This window comes from Ignisphaera sp. (genome assembly GCA_038735125.1).
Lineage (GTDB): Archaea > Thermoproteota > Thermoprotei_A > Sulfolobales > Ignisphaeraceae > Ignisphaera.
This window is the reverse complement of sequence record JAVYNU010000001.1, coordinates 78038-95367: the sequence shown is the minus strand read 5'-3', so window position 1 is coordinate 95367 and position 17330 is coordinate 78038. Positions and strand designations below refer to the sequence as shown.

Below are 17330 nucleotides of genomic sequence, written 5' to 3'. Positions count from 1 at the left end.
ACTCAGCTGGATTGCTCTTCATCATAGCTCAGCGAAGAGCGCTTTCAGCATATAAGATCTAATCAATAAATCAAAGGAAAGACTAATATGTCTATAGTGCCATGGATTCCATCTCCCAGAGCTCCAATAGAGTATTTGAAGTATGGACTGGGTGTAAATAGTAGTGATACTGTTTTAGATCTTGGGTGTGGAGATGGGAGAGTGCTTCTAGAGTTTGCCAAGGCAGGTGCCCACACAATATGTATTGAGGTTAATAGAATTCTATGCAACGTAGCACAACTAATATTTAAGGTTCATGGAATGGAGAACAAAATAGATGTTATATGCAAAGATTTTTTCACAGTAGACCTAGCTAATATAAAGCCAAAACCAACAATAGTGTATGCATACCTATATCCATCAACTTTAGAAGCTCTTTCAACTAAGTTGGAAGATGGGTTAGATCCTTGCACCATTATAGCAACACTTGATTTTCCCGTAAGGGGCTGGAGCCCAGTATTCGTTAAGCATATAATCGATGAGTATGACCACAATAGAACTGTGTGGATCTATGTTAATGGGTTTTCGAATCCAAAAGCAAGGCTACTCACAGAATTTGAGGTTAGTTTAGCGGATTTATCCAATTACTGTGCCTGCCGAAGAAAGCTATTCTTATTGTAACTATTCCAAGTTTTCAAAACATGTTCAGTTTATCGACCCTTCGTCACTACTCCGACAACGTCGACCTCATCATCAACTTTATTATCTAAACTTCATATAGTTTTGTCTTTAAAGCATCTGGTAGCTGACTCTCACTAATAATGGTTGCAGTGCTTGGCGGTTTATTAACTTTGGGACCCACAATAATATATTTTGTTTCATCCTCTTGTCTACTCTTCAGCACCCTCACCTTTACATAGATACCATCACTTCTCTCTACATACACATATTTTTTGTGTTTTAATCCCATACTGCATCACCGCATCTAAAGACATGGTTTATCGTTGCAAAGCTTTATTAGCTTTAATTAGGTATGAGATGGGAGAAATAATAAGCTGTTGCTAAGTACTGCACAAGCACTTGGGGGGTGCAAATAACGAATAGTAATCAACTGTATTTAACTTGGGAATCGCTGGAAGAGGAAATTAAGAATTGTGCTAGATGTCCTCTGCATAGGAGTAGACGCAATCCAGTTCCAGGAGAGGGAAGTAAGAATTCTAGTGTAATGTTTGTTGGTGAGGCACCTGGTGCAACAGAAGATGAGATGGGAAGACCATTTGTTGGAGCGGCAGGAAAGCTTTTAACGATGGTTATGGAGAGCCATGGCATGAGGAGAGAGGATGTGTATATAACTAACGTTGTGAAATGTAGACCCCCTGGAAATAGAGAGCCTAGAGAGGATGAAATAAATGCTTGTAACATATTCCTAAAGTCTCAAATACTTCTATTGAAACCAAGGATAATTGTTACACTAGGTAATATAGCTGGGAAGACGATTTTTTCTATGGCCAATCGTGAATGGGGTGGAATAATGAAGATGAGAGGGAAGAGGTACGAACTGCAAATCCTGGGTATGAAGATATGTGCAATACCCACGATACATCCAGCAGCTGCATTATACAACCCACAATTGAGATCTTTATTCGAAAACGATATGAAATTCATAAAGAGTGTCGTTGATGAGATTATTAGTGGTGAGACAAGGGAAGCTAAGGCAGAGAAACCAAAGCCGAAGACTCTACTTGACTACCTCAAATAGTTTTTTAATGGCTACAATTAATATTATACATAAGAATATGCTCTCGTAGAGAACAACGCCAAGAAGATTCCCTGGAAACGTATTCGAAGAGACCCCACTTGAAGTGACCAGATTAAATATGTTGCTTGCTACATCTAAAACCATGCTTGTGACACCTGCTTCTAGCGTGGCAATGGATAGCAAATATATGCTACTAACGTCATCTACATCCATAGAATATTGGTAATATAGATATGGCACAAGAATAAGATTTTCGCCAAGGACATTCTGGTATACCTTAAGCAAATTCTCCAGAGAGTTTTTGATATACTGTTTCGAGGTGTTTGAGAGCCTAGAGTATTGAGATGATCTCATGTTCGCTATGCCATCAAGTGACAGAATTGTGTAATTTTTGTCAAATTCTACAATACTGCTCATAGTATTTAAAACCCTTGTCAATGCGTTTTCAATGTTGTTAAAACTGTAGAGACTTCCAGATGATGATGAGTTAACCAGTTTTGTCAATGCCAGCCAGTGCAAAGCGGTTACAACCCTTCCATAGGCGCTTGCAATGGTAGCTGGATCTGAGAATGAGCTCTCATTAGCTGTGTTGAGATAGTATCTGGCTAGAGTAGCTCTATTGATTGCTATTATAAGAAATGGGACGGTTTCAGCCTTAACGCTTCTCACTTCATTCAATGTTTTAGAAATATTGTGTAGACCATTTTCACATAGTAAGACATATCTATTTAGAGCTTCTCCTTTTTCTCTAGCTAGATACTCTTCTAGTACTGTTGTGAAAGTCGAGTATGCAATGCTTGCAGCAGCATACCAATGGCCCCTATTAATAGCTTTTAATATGTTATTCTCCTTGTTTTTTACATATTCATATACAGACGTGTCGCCCAGGTTGTTGGCAATTCTGATAGCTTCGTTAATGAAGTAACTTGTAACGTTCTCGAAATAGCTATTTACAATATCAAGAAGAGTTTTATTGACATAGAATTCAGCATTTCTAACATTTCTGTTGCATATATCAAGAATTGTTGCAATTGGTATTACGGTATTAGTAGCGTTAACATCATTTATTAGCGGTACATAAATCTTCTTTATCCCTGCACTAATTGCAGCTCCTATTTTCTTGTTTAAACCTGCTACAGCATCGATAAAGCCATCTATTGACACCACCCCAGTTGCACTCAAAGATGTATTCCCATAGTTGTTGAGAATACTGTAAAGAGCTATTGCAAATGCTAGAGAGGCGCTAGAACCTTTGGCGCTTCCAACATTCTGCATATACACTTCAACCTCACCTAAATCAGCTTCGCAGATTTTGTTTAGTACATAGCCAGCAACTATAAATGAATTGAATAGACTCTCATCATATTCTGTACCAACTATGGATACCCTAAATGATTTTGAGGGTATTAAACATATCTTTACAGGTATGGCCTCCCCAGTATTTGTCCTCTCAGAAATTCCAAGAAAATACATGTATATGCATCGTGTTTTATTCTCATTAACGGTATTAAAGTACTGAGAATTAGATGATGTCATTAGTAAAAACAGTATGAACACGACAATCATTGTATGCATAGATTCCACGTATATTACCATATCGACTTAAAAGCAAATAAAGTTTCAAAACAATATTGTTATTCGATGATGACGTGGGCAGCCAATGACTTGTGTGAATGGGATGAAGAGCCCATATGCTCAATCTGATGTTCTATGCTTAAGACAGGGCTCATGTTGTGTTACGTTAGATGATGTTTCGAGAATTGTCGATACAATTACAAGAATTGTTTACATAATTAAATCGCCTAGACTAGGAGATGATTGGATATTTCAGGAGATGAAAACTATAAGGAATGTAGCACTAAATATTCGTAGCTCTTTGGATTCATTTACAAAGAACATTCATAGAATAGCTGTTGATGACTCCAATAAAGAATTGCTTATTCATACAGCAACAAATATTCTTAATAGATTTGTTGAATTGAGAAACAGGTTAAGTGTACTGATAGACCATGTCAAAAATGTTGGCAACGATGGAAAAATACTAACTGAGCTGTCAAATCTGCTTAGCAATGTTAACTCCATAGCTATAAAGCTTGTTATAGTATTTCTTTCTCTTTCAACGAAGATTAAGTGGAGCAAAGAGCTTATAGGACCATTTTCAGCAGCTATGGCATCAAGCATTTTGGCAACGCTTTTAGATATGGATCGGCAGGTGGCACAGGCCATAGATGAGTGCTTGTATTTGTGATGGGTGATCCAAATGAATTTTGATGCAAAACAAATTCATTTCATTACGAAAAAGGCTTTAAAGGATGACATGGAGGCAGCTGAAATTATAATAGAATTTCTATCTGATTTGGAAATTAAAGAGGCTATTGCAACAGCTTATCTAATAGTATATCAAATTGCCATGAATGTATTTTTAGATTTGGGGGAGGAATGCAAAAAGTGTGGTGGTACATGCTGTAAAACAGGATCGGCAATAGAATTAATGGATTTCGATATAAATGAGTTAATTGAAAGCGGAGCGGATATAGCTAAGTTAGTGAAATTGAACAGAAAATACTATATTCCAAGGCCTTGTCCTTTTCAAGATGGCTGGAAATGCGCCATACATAAAAGTAAACCATATTCATGTCTATCCTATCCCTTTGCTGTAGAAGATATTCAGAAGGATATTATAGCTTCTTGGTTTCCACCCAATCCACTAAAACCATTTATACCAGATTTCTGTGTGGCTGGGAAAAAGGCGTGGTACTACATAGAATCTGCCATACACAATTTTAAAAATAAATATGGGAGGACACCAACACCACAAGAACTACTACAATATCTTCGCAACCATAAACAATTCTAGTAGTTTTGAATTATACTAAATAACAACATTCTTATTCTTAGAATATGAAAAGCATTAATAATGTGCTCGACCTCTGTATCTACTTAAAACCTAAAAACATTTATTTCTTCAAGCGGTTTCTGTATACCACATAACAAAGTTTTATAAAAACTTTTATCTTCTTGCTCTTTTAGCTGTTTTGGGTTGTGTCGGAGGTGGTGTAACCTCTCTTTCTCTACGTGTCTTTAGACCTATCACGTAGCCCACTAAAATTGCTATGATTATGAATATCATTGATAGTGCTATTGCTAAGTGTGGCTCCAACCCCATAACCACTGTCACAAGGCTTGTAGTGGTATAGGAAAAGAAAACTGGAATTGTGGTTGTTGCAAATATTGTTGTTGGACTCGTTTCTGTAATGGTTATCGTTGTCACATTTATGTTTTGTGTAATTGTAGTGGTGTTTGTCGTCGCCCGTGTTGTAGTTGTTGTTACTTGTTCTATTGTTTCAGCATACATTTTATCTTGGATTGCCGATGCAAGAACTATTATGATTGTTAGCACCAATATTAGCAGCATCTTTTCCTTCATGATTAATCACATAGTAATAGCTGTATAATGGGTAAGGTATAAAAACATTCATAGACTAAAGGAAGAGAGGCTATAGATTATAGGGATTTTATGGGGCTTGACCTTGGCTCTAGATATGCCAAGGATTTTCCCAAGACAATCAATGCTTAAAGTGCTAAAGCCTTTTGACCCCTGGAGATCACCACTATGCACATGCCCGATGAAGTGGGTTTTTCATCCGTATACAGGGTGTTCCCATGCTTGTTTATATTGTTATGCAGCAAATTATATACCCAGACATTTAAATCCAAGACCTAAAAAAGATCTTTTAGTTTTCCTAGAAAGAGATTTGAGTAAAATGCCAAAAGATAGTCTAGTGGAGCTATCGACTAGTAGCGATCCATATACCTGGCCTGAGAGGGAGCGAGGTCTTACACGCATAGCTTTACAAAAGCTTTTGGATGCTGGTATGAGGGTTCTAATAACAACTAAAAGCAACCTTGTTGTTCGCGACATTGATCTTCTGCAACGTTATAGGGATAGGGTTGCTGTAGCTATAACTATAACTACATTGGATGACCGAATAGCGAGGATCATAGAACCTGGAGCCCCCACATCTTCTGAAAGGCTAGAGGCTGTAAGGATTCTAGCCGCCAATGGTATTAGTGTTATTGTTAGACTAGACCCTATAATACCGTTTATAAACGACTCTTACGAGAATATAAAAAGTGTTGTTGATGCTGTAGCATCTGCGGGGGCTGTTCAGATAACCTCCTCCACATATAAGGCCAAGCCAATAGATTTTAAGAAGATTTTAAATGTTGTCAGAATGCTATATGGTGATAGGATTGCAAATGAATTTAAGTATATGTATTTCGGTGCTACTGCAAATGTTGTACAAGGCTATAGATATTTGGATGAGAGGTTAAGACTTTCATATATGAAAATCGTGAAAGAGATTTCCTATAACAATGGACTAGTTTTTGCAACATGTAGAGAGGGTTTTGGTGCACTTCACACCCCTGGCTTTACATGCGATGGATCAGCATTTGCATATAGAGATGTTATTGCATTGACATGAGTACTGGTCTAACCAGCATAACGCCTTTTATACTATGTATACTGCCTAGCAACTCTTTTACTCTCTCGTTAGAGCCTCTTATAGCTATTATGAGCAAGCATCTGTTCTTGTCTAAGTGAACATGCATAGTTGAAACTATTATATCTAGGAACCTATGCTGAATTTCAGTAAGTTCCTTATCGCTATCTCCTATTTCATGGTTGTAGAGGATGTTAATTGATCCAACAACTTCTTTGGCTGTGCTCCACCTATTTTCTAATATGAAGAGTCTTAGAGCTTCTTGGAGAAGCTTAGACCTGTTATCTATGTTAAGAACATTCATCAGCTCTTCTAGCTCTTGAACAAGCTCTGGCGGTACATATACACCAAACTTTGTCTTCTTACCCTTAGACTCCATAGCATGCTCCATAAAAGTACACTTTTACTAGCTTAACTGCTCTTTCTTTCTACCTTTTTCTAGATTTAATCTTTTTAATGCTTTTGTATTTTTCTGTATCTGGACGGAATATCACATCGACGTGGTATATCATTTCGCTAACACCTCTGCAAAGCCTTATTATCCTTGTTCTAAGCCTGTTAAGCTCTATTAGTGTTGTACTAGGATCTACATAGAGATCTACTGTAACTATGTAGAACGAGCCTATTTTTCTAACATCAATGTTTTTTATCCTTACATTCTCCAAACCGGATATCTCAGACATTATATCGTATTTAAGTTCCTTATCTCCTTCCACACCAATAATAGACTTTACAGAGTCTTCAATCACATTGACTATGCTGTGCAAAGCAAAGAAAAGACCTGCAACAATTGTTAACAACTCTACTGATGGGCTCCTAGTCAGAGCTGTAGCAACAACACCAGCAGATGATATAGCAGATGCAACTATATCTATTAGTGCATGGATATACTCAGACTTGAGAATCTCTAGCCTCGACTTCACATACTCTTTCTTAAGGACTAGAAAAGCATACAATGTTAGGAATCCCCCTGCTAAAGTCACAAGGGATAGAAGAGGATTTAATGTTGTAACCCTTGTATTGCTACTATTTAAAATAACATTATTGACATAGTCTACAAAGCTCATTATGTATACAGAGATAATGGATATAGATGTTATTAGGATAAGGAAAGACTCTAGGTATAGAATCCCCCATGAAAACCTTTTCAAAGTTTTGCTAGCAAGATACAGAGCAATCATTGTCATAAACTCGAGTGATGCATCTATAGCCCAGTGGACAAAATCTGTATAGAGTATCATAGAACCAGTGGAATAAGCAAATAGAAATTCCACTATCATACCAACAAGCGATAATATTAAGACAACTCTAATGACTCTATAGCCCTCTCTCAGCCTAGCTGAAATTTCACGCAACGACATTTAACATCACCAAAAATTGAAGAGGATTTAGTGCGGGGGGTGGGATTCGAACCCACGCAGGCCTACGCCAGCGGGTCTTAAGCCCGCCCCCTTTGACCTAGCTCGGGCACCCCCGCACACAAAGCCCTATTTCAACTATATTATCTTTATTTAGTGTTTAGGTTATTAACTTTTATAGTTGCTAAGCAACACAAACTCTAATGATGATGATACACGAGCGTGATGATAATCTGTGATTGGTGTCAAGAGTGCTGATCTAAAGGCTATTGCGACAACAGATATCGATATAGAACATGAAGCATGTGAAGACATTGAAAATGCGCTGGCATTCTTCTTTACTGGTGTCAGATGTGAACCTATTGAAAGAAGTGGAATTGTTCTGGTCTATGCTGAGAAAGACTATGATCCTCTTCAGATTGTCAGAAATTTGGTTAGAAGCAATATTAGATGTTATTGGGCCATCCCCATATACACCACGTGCAAAACCTCATATGAGGATATAACGAAATGCGTACTGGAGTTTCTGCTACTCTCTAACATCCCCAAGCCTATCAAGCTTATTTTTAAATGTAGAAAGAGGGGGTGGTCTATAGACTCATGCTCAAAACTATTAAGGTATTTGGGGCAGATAATCGAGGCATTGGATATAGCCGAAATCGAATTCAAGAAGCCAGAGTATGTTGTGCGCCTTGAGATATTGGGTGAGTTAACAGGGATAAGCTTTTACAGCATCGAGTCTGAAAAAGAATTCAGAGTTGCTAGGCAGGCTATATAGAAAGAAGGTTTCTACGGCATGGTATTGGGAAGCTAGGGCCGGTGGACATTGGAGCTTGGTTAATGAGATTGAAGACTAATTAAATGTTTTATTTTGAAGAGGCTGGCAATGGGTCAACTACTAGACAAGGTCTTTGCTATCTGTAGAGAGGCTCTCCATATATCATCGTCTATGTGGCTCACATTCTTGATTGCCTTGCCTTTGGCTCCTGGCACAATCTGTGTAGAGTCCATCAATGCATAACCAACAACCAAGAAGTACTTTTCTGAAGGATCTAAGACGCCTACAATAGAGTTTTGGGTGAAGTCCTTCAGAATCTTTCTAATGCCTGGTATCATAACATCGGCCCCATTCTTAAGGTGATTCACAGCCCCTTCGTCGACAACGACTGCGGGGACTATAGCAATTTTTTTCGTATTGTACATTACGTTGATTGCATACAGTGTTGGCATGTAGAATGATATTTTTTGTGTCTTGAACAAAGCTGGTGTGGCTCCAAACACAACGATCTCGAACTTCTCTTCCACAACCTTCTTAACATCATTTTCAAACTCTTTTAGATAGGCTATGAACTGGGGGTCTATCTCAGCTCTTTTTTGAAGCTCCTCTAAAATGCTTCTAATCTCTTTCTTTGATATGAACTGTGCTCTCAGCATCTATCAGCACCTTTTTACCTCTTTTGCAAATTGCTGTATGTGATTTATAAATTGTTGTAGTTGGTGGATATGGACATAGTTGTAAAGAGATGTAGATATGTTGTAAAATCTTTTAAGCCTCTCCATATCGTTGAGAACAGCAGTATAGTTATCGATGGAGAGACCATTTCTTGTGTGGGCGAATGCAAGGATATCCACGGCTATGAAATTCTAGAGTGTGGAGACTCCATAGCAATGCCAGGTTTTGTGAGCAGCCACACACATGTACTGCCAAGCAATGTTGATGGCAATGTCGACGATGTGGTTAGAGAGGCTTTAGCCACGTTACTCAAACACGGCTTTACAGCAATTCACATAGCCGATGAGCAACATGCTGATCTGCTTTGTGATAAAGCAAATGAAATGGGTTTGAGGATTTCTATAGGACCTTTAATCAGCTCTGAAGACGATCTGAAAAAACTTTATATGGCCAAGAACCTGAGGAGAGGATTGTGCATACCAGCAATAAACATAAGGTTAACAGAGAACACAAACAACAATGTTCTGAGCCTCGTCAACGATTTTGCCTCTAGAAACAACATAAACATACAGGTTGTGATGCCGCAGAAAATATCGGATGTGCTGGCATATTACAAGAAGAAAGGTGAGTGGATAGTCAAACACCTAGCCAAAACAGGGCTTTTAACAAAGCGGACATGTTTAGCTCACTTCTCATGGGCCACAACATGGGAGATAGAAGAGCTTATGCAAAGCGAGGCAAACATCTCTATAGTGCCATATACAGACTCTATGGCTGGCATCCTAGGCTCTGTGCATCCACAGCTATTCAAGTTAAAGCGGATTAGCATAGGGATAGACGACATCTGGAAAAGAATAGGAACATCGATATTATACGACATTATAGCGCTGCAAACAGTCTACTCAGCAAAGACATGGGGGCTCTACCCACAGACAGAAGATGTGCTACACTACTCCACAAGAGGTGGAGCCCAAGCACTAAACATCGATGCAGGCATCATAGAAATTGGTAAACAGGCAGACATAGCAATATTCGAGATAAACAGACATGAGGTCCAAAGAGACATGGTAAGCACCATACTGAACTCTATACACATAGCAAAATACACAATAGTTAACGGAAAAATAGCGTGCAACACAGCGAATAACAGAATTGGAGAAGCAAAACTAAAAAACCCTCCAAAAACAAAAGAGGTATCAACAGCCACCACAAAAACATAAAGGGCCCGTAGCTCAGCCAGGAGAGAGCGCCGGCCTTCTAAGCCGGTGGTCCGGGGTTCAAATCCCCGCGGGCCCGCCACAGAATAGCCACCTCTTTCAATGCCTCCACATTAAAAGCTTGGCGAGGACGCTAGGTACAAGATTTTGAGGTATGTTGTTGAGAGGTACAAGGGTAAGAAGGTTCTAGGTTCTTGAGGAGACCGGGCTGAGCAGGATCACCTTATGGAGGCCCGTCGAGAGGAAGTTGCCCGTCAGACCTGAGTACGTCAAGCCCGTGAAGCTCCTGACCCAGGAGGAATTTGAGAGGTCTAAATCGCTGGGCATACTCATAGAGGGGTGGCAAAGTAGACTACAGCTTAGCTCTGGAAACCACAATATTTTACTCAATTATAGTGTACTGATTAAACGTAAAGCTTATACTAGGAGGAGTTTAGCTTAGTAGGTGTTGGTGAGAGCCAAGGGTTTTGGGTGTGAAGGTTGCCTAGCGTTGTTAATGTTATCAGCTTTGCTGGCGGTGTTCTTTTTATATAGTATCAAGTGTGTTTAACTGTATTATGGGGGGTGGAGAAATTTTGTTATGGGCAGGGCTATTGAGGTAGTGAAATTATTGTTATTGCTGTTTTCGGGGTGTTTTCAGCTCTCGAATTTGCGGTAAAGCTTTTTGGTATAGAGGCTTTCGACGTGGCTGTACCTGTTACAATATTTGCTATAGGCATAGCGCTGCTTACAATGACCATAGCAAAACCATCTGAGAGGAAGCAGGAAATAGACTAAACAGCTGCGAAAGCAACTTATTGTACGTCTTAGGAACTTTGATTGTATAGCAGTTCTAACCAGACTCCAAATCCCGGTCGTCACGCCAAACAATTGAATTCTTCTCCACAAAAACAATTTAACTGGATTGCATGACTTCACCTCTATTTTGGCGGACTAGGAAATTATAGCTGTTGAGAGGAGTCTAAAGCTTCTTATGAAACATTTTGTATATAAATGAATTTCTATAAGAGTTAAAAACGTATCAGTAATGAAGTATATGAAGTCATTAAGGATAGTTATTTACAGGTATATAAGTTTGGATAGCGTAAGAGTAGAAAACCATATGTGTAAAATCAGTAGAGCTACCAGAACCACGTACAGCTAAGTTATAGATATAAGAGAAATCTTTACAACAATCTGTTCTGCCGGTGTCACAAAGAGTAGTTAACTCAAGAGTTATTCAGCTGGTCTCGAGTATGAGGATTTCGTATATGTATGTGTCATTCTAGGCACTAGAAACTCGTGGATGGGGAATCTTCGTATACAAATTGATTAGAGAGAAAAGATTTTTAGCTTACTCCTTATAGATGGTCTAGGTGTCTTGGTGTACAAAGATTCATCGGTGATTGTTGCTAAGGGTTTAGTGAAGAAGTTTGGTGATATGGTTGCAGTGAATGGGTTGTCTTTTTCTGTTCGCCGCGGAAGTGTTTACTGTTTAGTGGGTCCTAACGGTGCTGGAAAGACTACTACTCTAAGGCTTGTTGTTGGTTTGCTTAAGCCTGATGCTGGGTGGGTTTTCATTGAGGGCTTCGATGTTCATTCTAATAGGGTTGAGGCTCTGAGGAGAGTTGGTTACGTACCTGACTATCCTAACCTCCCGAGCTACTTGACTCCTCTCGAGTTCATTTATTATGTTGCGGCTTTACGCGGCTTTAAGAGAGAAGATGTTGAAGATGATGTCAAGTACTATATCGACTTGTTTAATATGGCAGAGGATGCTAAGAAACCTATAAGGGCTTTGTCTCGTGGAGGTCTGCAGAAGACCGCTATTATTGCTGCACTAATAGTTAAGCCTAGAGTTCTGGTCATGGACGAGCCCTTAACAAACATAGAGATCGATACGCAGATAATCTTTAAGAACGTTGTGAAGAAGCTGATGCGTGACGGCGTTTCCTTCCTCATTTCCAGTCACATGCTCTCACTGATTGAGGGCGTCTGCACAGATGTCGGCGTAATCGATAGGGGTAAGATGGTGGCTGAGGGTAGTATGGAGTCTATCATGAAGTTAGCTGGGGAGAGAGCCAGCTTCGAGGAGGTCTACATGAAGATTTTGGGGAGGGACATTGAGAGAGGTACTTAAAATAGCTAAGGTAGTCTTCCTCAACCAGTTCACGTCTTTATGGAGGCAGTATAGACCAGGAAAACTCTATAAGAAACCTGGGCCTATCTTAGTGGCAATCATTTACGGTGCGTTACTCCTCAACTTGATTTACATAATCCAGAGGAATCTACAGGAGTCTCCGATTGAATTACTTAATCCCCGCTTGCCCGAGGGTTGGCTACCCAACCTCATCACTGATATCGTGTCGGCCATCATTCTCTTGTTTTCTCTCTATGCGTATTTTATGCGCAAGAACATAGCGACTATACCGCCGGACTTCGAGTTTCTCCTATACCAGCCGTTGCGTCCCGGAGATATCTATGCTGGATTAGTTCTCGGGGTGTTCGCGTTCAGCCTGATTTCGCTACTTCCAATGTTGTTGCTGCTTCTTATTCCTCCCTTGGCAGTGTATCGTATTTCATGGTTTGGATTTCTGCTAATCTACTTATTCGCTCATATGCTACTGGTACTAGACCCTCTATTCTTTATCTCTTCGAGAATCTTACGTAGGTTAGGTCACCTCGGCACAGCGTCTGCGCTTATCCAGGCTTACTTAGCGTTTGGTGTAGCACACTCACTCTTTATTTCATACTCGCTTGGCCAGCCAAGCATCTCGCCTTTCTTAAGTTACCCTGTTAAGGGCTTATACTTAGTTGTCCTGAGGCTCTACGAGTTTGTTGGTTACTTAAGCTTCTTTATCTACTTTGTTGTGGCGTTCTCCATATGCTTGCTTGTCACTTCATCGCTTGGTAGAATGATTGAGGTGACCGACTTAGCGAGCTTCAGAGACGTTTACGAGTTAAGGCTTTCGAGAGAACTTAAAAAAGTTTTGAAGAGAGAAGGCTTAGTTAGCTGGGTTTCCCCTGCAGAAGCTTTGAGGCGTGTCGTGCTAGAGTTTACCGTCTATAATCCCCGACTACTTCTTAGGAAGTATACTCCCGTATTTGTATTGGTGCTTATTGTAGGCTTCGCTGTTAGGAGCTTTTTGCACAACCCTGACTTAAATACGCAGTTCTACTTGATTTCCTTCACTGCTAGTGCGGGAATTATGGGTTACGTGGGCTTTGTTAGGGAGTTGCTAGCTAACGACTTAAAGCACTTGTGGGTTTATAGAGTATACCTGATAGACTTAAGCCCCTTAAGCAAGATCTTAATAGTGAAGTACGCTATTGCATCTCTCTTACCGATGTTCATCTTGACCGGCTTAATAGCTTCGCTTAGTGCTAATTTCATTGCGTTCGTTGCCCCCCTCATAGTGTTGCCTGTGTGTATTTTCTCAATATTCATAACCTTATTAATCGCTGCGACCCTACTTAAGAGGGCTAAGCACCACGAGCCTGCTTCAGAGATTTACATGCGTGGCGGCTTACCTCTCATAGACCCTATCTCTCAGCAGTAATAACTTACCTAAGCCTAGCAATCTGCTCCTTCATGACTGTCTCAAGTCAGGTAAGCCACTTGTATGTGGTGGTAGCCTTGGCAGTTTCTCTAGCAGCTTCCTATGTGGAGTACATAATATTCTCTAGGATACTGGCTAGGGTGTACGCTAAGTGCGATGTTAATGTTTGACTTCATGACTGTCACGCCCGGGAAAGCATTGGTGGTACGGGAGAATATAAGACCTTGAACCTCCTCAGAGGGAGGCATAGAGTATACTACGTTGTCTACAGGACTACGCTGGAATCTAGTGCCAGGCTCAAGCACGTCCCAGAGATGATGGAGACCTTGAGGCCCAATGTCAAGAGACAATCTATACTCGGTGCAGATGATCCGAGGCTCGCAGAAGAGTCTAGAAAAATCCGTTGCAACACGGTCTTCGCTAACTTGCAAGAAGTTTTATAGTCTGTCACCATTAATTTAGTGGTGTGGGTGGTAGAAGAGTGTACCACAGAAAGTACAGAGATGCCACAATGTTCATCATCATGCTGTTGGGAGGGATAGTGGGCGGCATTGTCGTTAACACTATTCTCCAAGAATCTGTGCAGAGGCTCTTGGTCTTTATAGGTGGCTGGGCGATAGGTGTGGTTATTGCGTGGTCTATCTTTAGGAAGAAGAAAGTTTTTTCCACACCATAACACAAACCGTTTTCCCCACTTCATCTTCTGAAGTGTTTTGCCCCTAAATAGCTGTGCATCATTGTCAGGCTATTCTAATGAGATCAAAGTATTTTGAGAGAGTTCGGCGTATATAGCTTCAATCTCTACCACCTCCTATTCCAGAAAATAAAATCATTGTAAAGCGTCTAAGCCCTCCAAACCAATAAGTATGTCGCATGTTCTCAGTCTCTTCCTCAAGAGCCCCTCTGATAATAATGTAACTAGGTCTAATACCATATCTATCCAAAAGCTTCTTCGGTCTTCCAGCGTTTTGTTGAGATAATAGTTGCATAAGCTCATCTGGCTACCCATGCTAGATATAAGAGGCAGCTACATAGCGCAAGCTTGTTACAGGATATTGGAGGAGCTGGTTTACATGTCTATTAAGCTGTTAGGTGCCTAGGATGCTTAATGGCCTGTTTAGAAGTACTCCACGTTTGTATACCATTAGATATAGCAGTAGAGCTGGCAATATAGGTGCTAGGCGTCTTGTCGTTTATTTTACTGGTATCACGGAGACTCTCTTAGAGACATGAACTTTCTATCGCGTTCAAAGCCTATCACAATAGTTTCTGCCCCTCTCTCGACAGCTACATCGATTAGACTGTAGCTAGCCTTTAGATAGCACTACTATGATTTTATTTAAGGTTTATAAGTTCTGCCCCAGAACATAGTTTCTGGGGCAGAACTGTGCTGTTTGATCCTAGGCCCAAGACTAGTAGAAGTGAGCTTTTTGGGAGGGATCGCGAGCTCGAGTTGCTTCATGCTAATGTAGACGTACCTATTATAATTATTTCTGGTATTAGGAGGTTGGCAAGACTTCCCTCCTGAATGTTTTTCTCAATGAGGTTAGCATTCCTAGTGTTGTAATTGATTTGAGGGATTTGCGTGTCAACTATGGCTTGCGTGATTTGTATAATCTGCTTTCGAAAGCATTTTCATCGAGACTTGACAGACTCTACGATGTCCTCAAGTCGATATCGGGTATAAGTATTAGGGGTGTTGAGGTAGAGATCAAGTGGAGGGGCAGGGGCTCCCTCACACTTTCATCGCTTTTCGACGCTCTCAACAGGAGGAGAATCATAATAGCTTAGCTTTTGATGAGGCTCAAAAGCTTAGAGGGCCTCGCTCAAAAGAGTTCCTAAAGGCCGGCTTCAAAGAGCTGGGAATAGATATTGAGGCAGGGGTTCTGGAGAAGGCCGTCGAGGAATTCGATGGCATACCAGGCTAGCTAACATTTTTCGGCAACGAGTATGCCAGAGGAAATAGAGATATAGACAGGATAAAGATGCTGGCCATAGACATAGCTCTAGAGGTCTGACTTTTTATGTGGGTCTTCATCCCTCATTGCTTCCTCTGCCCCCGCTTGCGGAAGCCTGGTCTCATCAGTTAGCCTCCCTCACTCCTCTGCCAGGCTCCCATCGGCGAATGTAGAGGGGTTTGGGGTGCTTCATCCTTATCTCTCAACTGCTCATCGCTCGTCGGCTTCCCCACATCCCATATACTAATTGGTACTGATAAGCTTATAAGTTTTTGAGTAAATTGTTTTTGTGGTGTACTGCTGTGGAGCAATATGTTTTTCATGCTAGGGTTAGTAGGTGTAGTGAGAGGAAGTTGTGTATATACATACCCAAGGGTGTTGAGGATAAGGTGCTCCACCTGCATGGGCATGAGGTGATAGTGGTTGTCATCAAGCCCGACTCCTAGGATACTAACAGACGACGAAGCTGTCGAGCAGTTCAAATACGTCACGATAAACGGCAGGCTTGTTCCCGAGAGGGCAGAGGACTTCATGAAGCTGTGTCTACTTGGATACCGCTTTAGACAAGCTGTTAAGCATGGAATAAACCTAGTGCTTAGAGAGGTGCCGATGAGAGAGGCATACAAAGAGCTTGCAAAGATTCTACCAAGCAGTATCTAGGAGAGACAGCATACAAGTATGCCACGCTGTTAACTGAGGGAACAAAAGAAAGCAAGGTAGAATTGAGAAAGATTTGGATAGCATCTAGAGGGGGAGTAAGCTGGAGGGGAAACCTAAACATAAAGCTTGTCTCAACAGATAAGGCACTAGTTAGATACTACAATGGAGAGTGGCTAGAGTTTAGAGCGAGGTTTGGGAAGAGGTACCTACCACTAGTCGAGGAACTTATTCAGCTAGCTAACGCTAGGAAGGAGAGCTATGGGGCAACAATATCTTTTAGAAATGGAAAGGTATATATCCACCTAGAGGCACCTCTATGGCTATACCTCAAACACTTTGGGATACCTAAACCCCCTGGCTATGGTCTTGTAGCTGGTCTTGACTTCAACAGCGACAGAGTCAACGTCGTTGTTATAGATGCTAATGCCAGCATAGTCGCTATGAAGACCTTCTGGTACAGCGAGGTTAATTCCCACGGTTTTCCCAGAGAGAAGGCTGGGTGGCTAAGGTTGAATGCACTAAGCAAAGCCTTGAAGTGGTGTAGAAGAATAGGTGTAGACTATGCGGTCTTCGAGGACTTAACAAAGATAAAGTTTAGGAGGTTTACAGAGAGCTCTTATGCCAACCGCAAAATTGCTAGCTTTGCGAAGAGAAAGTTGATTATGCATGGCGTTCTCAAGGCTCTGAAACTAGGGCTCACAATCGTACTAGTGAACCCTGCTGGAACAAGCAGCAGTGCAACACATAGACAGATAATGAAGGAAAAGGGATTGGACAAACACACAGCAAGCGCATTCATAATAGCGTACAGAGGGCTTAAGAAACTAAAAGAACAGACATATACAACAAGACCTCCAACATAAAATCTCAACACTTTCACAAAGATATAGTGTTTCTAGAAG

At 40.7% G+C, this 17330-nt stretch carries 24 protein-coding genes and 2 tRNA genes; 18 read left to right on the top strand and 8 right to left on the bottom strand.

Features of this window, described 5'->3' with window-relative positions:
- Window positions 1-87 precede the first annotated feature (87 nt).
- Window positions 88-660, top strand: a complete 573-nt coding sequence (locus QW284_00570) for a class I SAM-dependent methyltransferase (protein MEM0338171.1) — start codon at window positions 88-90, stop codon at window positions 658-660.
- 85 nt (window positions 661-745) lie between these two features.
- Here the strand turns inward: QW284_00570 and QW284_00565 are convergent, their stop codons facing one another.
- Window positions 746-949 carry a DUF5622 domain-containing protein gene (locus QW284_00565; GenBank protein ID MEM0338170.1) on the bottom strand — a complete coding sequence of 68 codons (204 nt, stop codon included), beginning with the start codon at window positions 947-949 and terminating at the stop codon, window positions 746-748.
- Window positions 950-1066: 117 nt separating this feature from the next.
- Here QW284_00565 and udg point away from each other — a divergent pair, with 117 nt between their 5' ends.
- On the top strand, window positions 1067-1738 hold the full coding sequence (gene udg / locus QW284_00560) for a type-4 uracil-DNA glycosylase (protein MEM0338169.1): 672 nt from the start codon (window positions 1067-1069) through the stop codon (window positions 1736-1738).
- Here udg and QW284_00555 read toward each other — a convergent pair.
- Window positions 1718-3211, bottom strand: a complete 1494-nt coding sequence (locus QW284_00555; GenBank protein ID MEM0338168.1) for a S16 family serine protease — start codon at window positions 3209-3211, stop codon at window positions 1718-1720. The genes udg and QW284_00555 overlap by 21 nt on opposite strands.
- Before the next feature lie 205 nt (window positions 3212-3416).
- Here QW284_00555 and QW284_00550 point away from each other — a divergent pair, with 205 nt between their 5' ends.
- Entirely contained in the window at window positions 3417-3986 is a 570-nt protein-coding gene (locus QW284_00550; protein ID MEM0338167.1) for a hypothetical protein, read from the top strand.
- Window positions 3987-3998: 12 nt separating this feature from the next.
- Window positions 3999-4595 carry a YkgJ family cysteine cluster protein gene (locus tag QW284_00545; protein MEM0338166.1) on the top strand — a complete coding sequence of 199 codons (597 nt, stop codon included), beginning with the start codon at window positions 3999-4001 and terminating at the stop codon, window positions 4593-4595.
- Window positions 4596-4748: 153 nt separating this feature from the next.
- Here the strand turns inward: QW284_00545 and QW284_00540 are convergent, their stop codons facing one another.
- Window positions 4749-5165 (bottom strand): hypothetical protein, encoded by a 417-nt coding sequence (locus QW284_00540; GenBank protein MEM0338165.1) that lies wholly within the window; start codon window positions 5163-5165, stop codon window positions 4749-4751.
- Window positions 5166-5280: 115 nt separating this feature from the next.
- Here QW284_00540 and QW284_00535 point away from each other — a divergent pair, with 115 nt between their 5' ends.
- Window positions 5281-6225 (top strand): radical SAM protein, encoded by a 945-nt coding sequence (locus QW284_00535; protein MEM0338164.1) that lies wholly within the window; start codon window positions 5281-5283, stop codon window positions 6223-6225.
- On the opposite strand, the gene QW284_00530 is transcribed toward QW284_00535, so the two are convergent.
- The 3 genes from QW284_00530 to QW284_00520 all read right to left on the bottom strand — a co-directional run bounded on the left by QW284_00530 (window position 6209) and on the right by QW284_00520 (window position 7720).
- Window positions 6209-6622: a ribbon-helix-helix domain-containing protein gene (locus QW284_00530; GenBank protein MEM0338163.1), complete on the bottom strand. Its 414-nt coding sequence runs from the start codon at window positions 6620-6622 to the stop codon at window positions 6209-6211. The genes QW284_00535 and QW284_00530 overlap by 17 nt on opposite strands.
- A gap of 49 nt (window positions 6623-6671) precedes the next feature.
- Entirely contained in the window at window positions 6672-7604 is a 933-nt protein-coding gene (locus QW284_00525; protein ID MEM0338162.1) for a cation transporter, read from the bottom strand.
- Window positions 7605-7635: 31 nt separating this feature from the next.
- Window positions 7636-7720 (bottom strand) — tRNA-Leu (locus QW284_00520).
- A gap of 116 nt (window positions 7721-7836) precedes the next feature.
- On the opposite strand from QW284_00520, the gene QW284_00515 reads away from it, so the two are divergent.
- Complete coding sequence (locus QW284_00515; GenBank protein ID MEM0338161.1) at window positions 7837-8379, top strand: THUMP domain-containing protein; 543 nt, start codon at window positions 7837-7839, stop codon at window positions 8377-8379.
- Between the two features lie 113 nt (window positions 8380-8492).
- Here the strand turns inward: QW284_00515 and QW284_00510 are convergent, their stop codons facing one another.
- Window positions 8493-9035 carry a PUA domain-containing protein gene (locus QW284_00510; protein ID MEM0338160.1) on the bottom strand — a complete coding sequence of 181 codons (543 nt, stop codon included), beginning with the start codon at window positions 9033-9035 and terminating at the stop codon, window positions 8493-8495.
- Window positions 9036-9104: 69 nt separating this feature from the next.
- Between QW284_00510 and QW284_00505 the strand changes: the two genes are divergently transcribed.
- The 6 genes from QW284_00505 to QW284_00480 all read left to right on the top strand — a co-directional run bounded on the left by QW284_00505 (window position 9105) and on the right by QW284_00480 (window position 14486).
- Window positions 9105-10274, top strand: a complete 1170-nt coding sequence (locus QW284_00505; GenBank protein ID MEM0338159.1) for an amidohydrolase family protein — start codon at window positions 9105-9107, stop codon at window positions 10272-10274.
- A gap of 1 nt (window position 10275) precedes the next feature.
- Window positions 10276-10353 (top strand) — tRNA-Arg (locus QW284_00500).
- Between the two features lie 548 nt (window positions 10354-10901).
- Window positions 10902-11048: a hypothetical protein gene (locus QW284_00495; protein ID MEM0338158.1), complete on the top strand. Its 147-nt coding sequence runs from the start codon at window positions 10902-10904 to the stop codon at window positions 11046-11048.
- Window positions 11049-11634: 586 nt separating this feature from the next.
- Window positions 11635-12390 (top strand): ABC transporter ATP-binding protein, encoded by a 756-nt coding sequence (locus QW284_00490; GenBank protein MEM0338157.1) that lies wholly within the window; start codon window positions 11635-11637, stop codon window positions 12388-12390.
- Window positions 12374-13810: a hypothetical protein gene (locus QW284_00485; protein MEM0338156.1), complete on the top strand. Its 1437-nt coding sequence runs from the start codon at window positions 12374-12376 to the stop codon at window positions 13808-13810. Before QW284_00490 ends, QW284_00485 begins: the two co-directional genes overlap by 17 nt.
- 481 nt (window positions 13811-14291) lie before the next feature.
- Window positions 14292-14486 (top strand): hypothetical protein, encoded by a 195-nt coding sequence (locus QW284_00480; protein MEM0338155.1) that lies wholly within the window; start codon window positions 14292-14294, stop codon window positions 14484-14486.
- A 118-nt stretch (window positions 14487-14604) separates the two neighbouring features.
- Here QW284_00480 and QW284_00475 read toward each other — a convergent pair whose 3' ends face one another.
- Window positions 14605-14799: a hypothetical protein gene (locus QW284_00475; GenBank protein MEM0338154.1), complete on the bottom strand. Its 195-nt coding sequence runs from the start codon at window positions 14797-14799 to the stop codon at window positions 14605-14607.
- 398 nt (window positions 14800-15197) lie between these two features.
- On the opposite strand from QW284_00475, the gene QW284_00470 reads away from it, so the two are divergent.
- From QW284_00470 to QW284_00445, 6 genes are all read left to right on the top strand, one after another.
- The gene (locus QW284_00470; GenBank protein MEM0338153.1) at window positions 15198-15338 is read left to right on the top strand and encodes a hypothetical protein; all 141 of its coding nucleotides are present in this window, start codon (window positions 15198-15200) and stop codon (window positions 15336-15338) included.
- 44 nt (window positions 15339-15382) lie between these two features.
- Window positions 15383-15601, top strand: a complete 219-nt coding sequence (locus tag QW284_00465; protein MEM0338152.1) for a hypothetical protein — start codon at window positions 15383-15385, stop codon at window positions 15599-15601.
- Window positions 15526-15738, top strand: coding sequence for a hypothetical protein (locus tag QW284_00460; GenBank protein ID MEM0338151.1), 213 nt, complete (start codon window positions 15526-15528; stop codon window positions 15736-15738). Before QW284_00465 ends, QW284_00460 begins: the two co-directional genes overlap by 76 nt.
- A gap of 332 nt (window positions 15739-16070) precedes the next feature.
- A complete protein-coding gene (locus QW284_00455; GenBank protein ID MEM0338150.1) occupies window positions 16071-16214 on the top strand; it encodes a hypothetical protein in 144 nt (47 codons plus the stop codon).
- Complete coding sequence (locus QW284_00450) at window positions 16192-16428, top strand: hypothetical protein (protein MEM0338149.1); 237 nt, start codon at window positions 16192-16194, stop codon at window positions 16426-16428. Before QW284_00455 ends, QW284_00450 begins: the two co-directional genes overlap by 23 nt.
- Before the next feature lie 62 nt (window positions 16429-16490).
- Window positions 16491-17291 carry a hypothetical protein gene (locus QW284_00445; GenBank protein MEM0338148.1) on the top strand — a complete coding sequence of 267 codons (801 nt, stop codon included), beginning with the start codon at window positions 16491-16493 and terminating at the stop codon, window positions 17289-17291.
- Window positions 17292-17330: the final 39 nt, after the last annotated feature.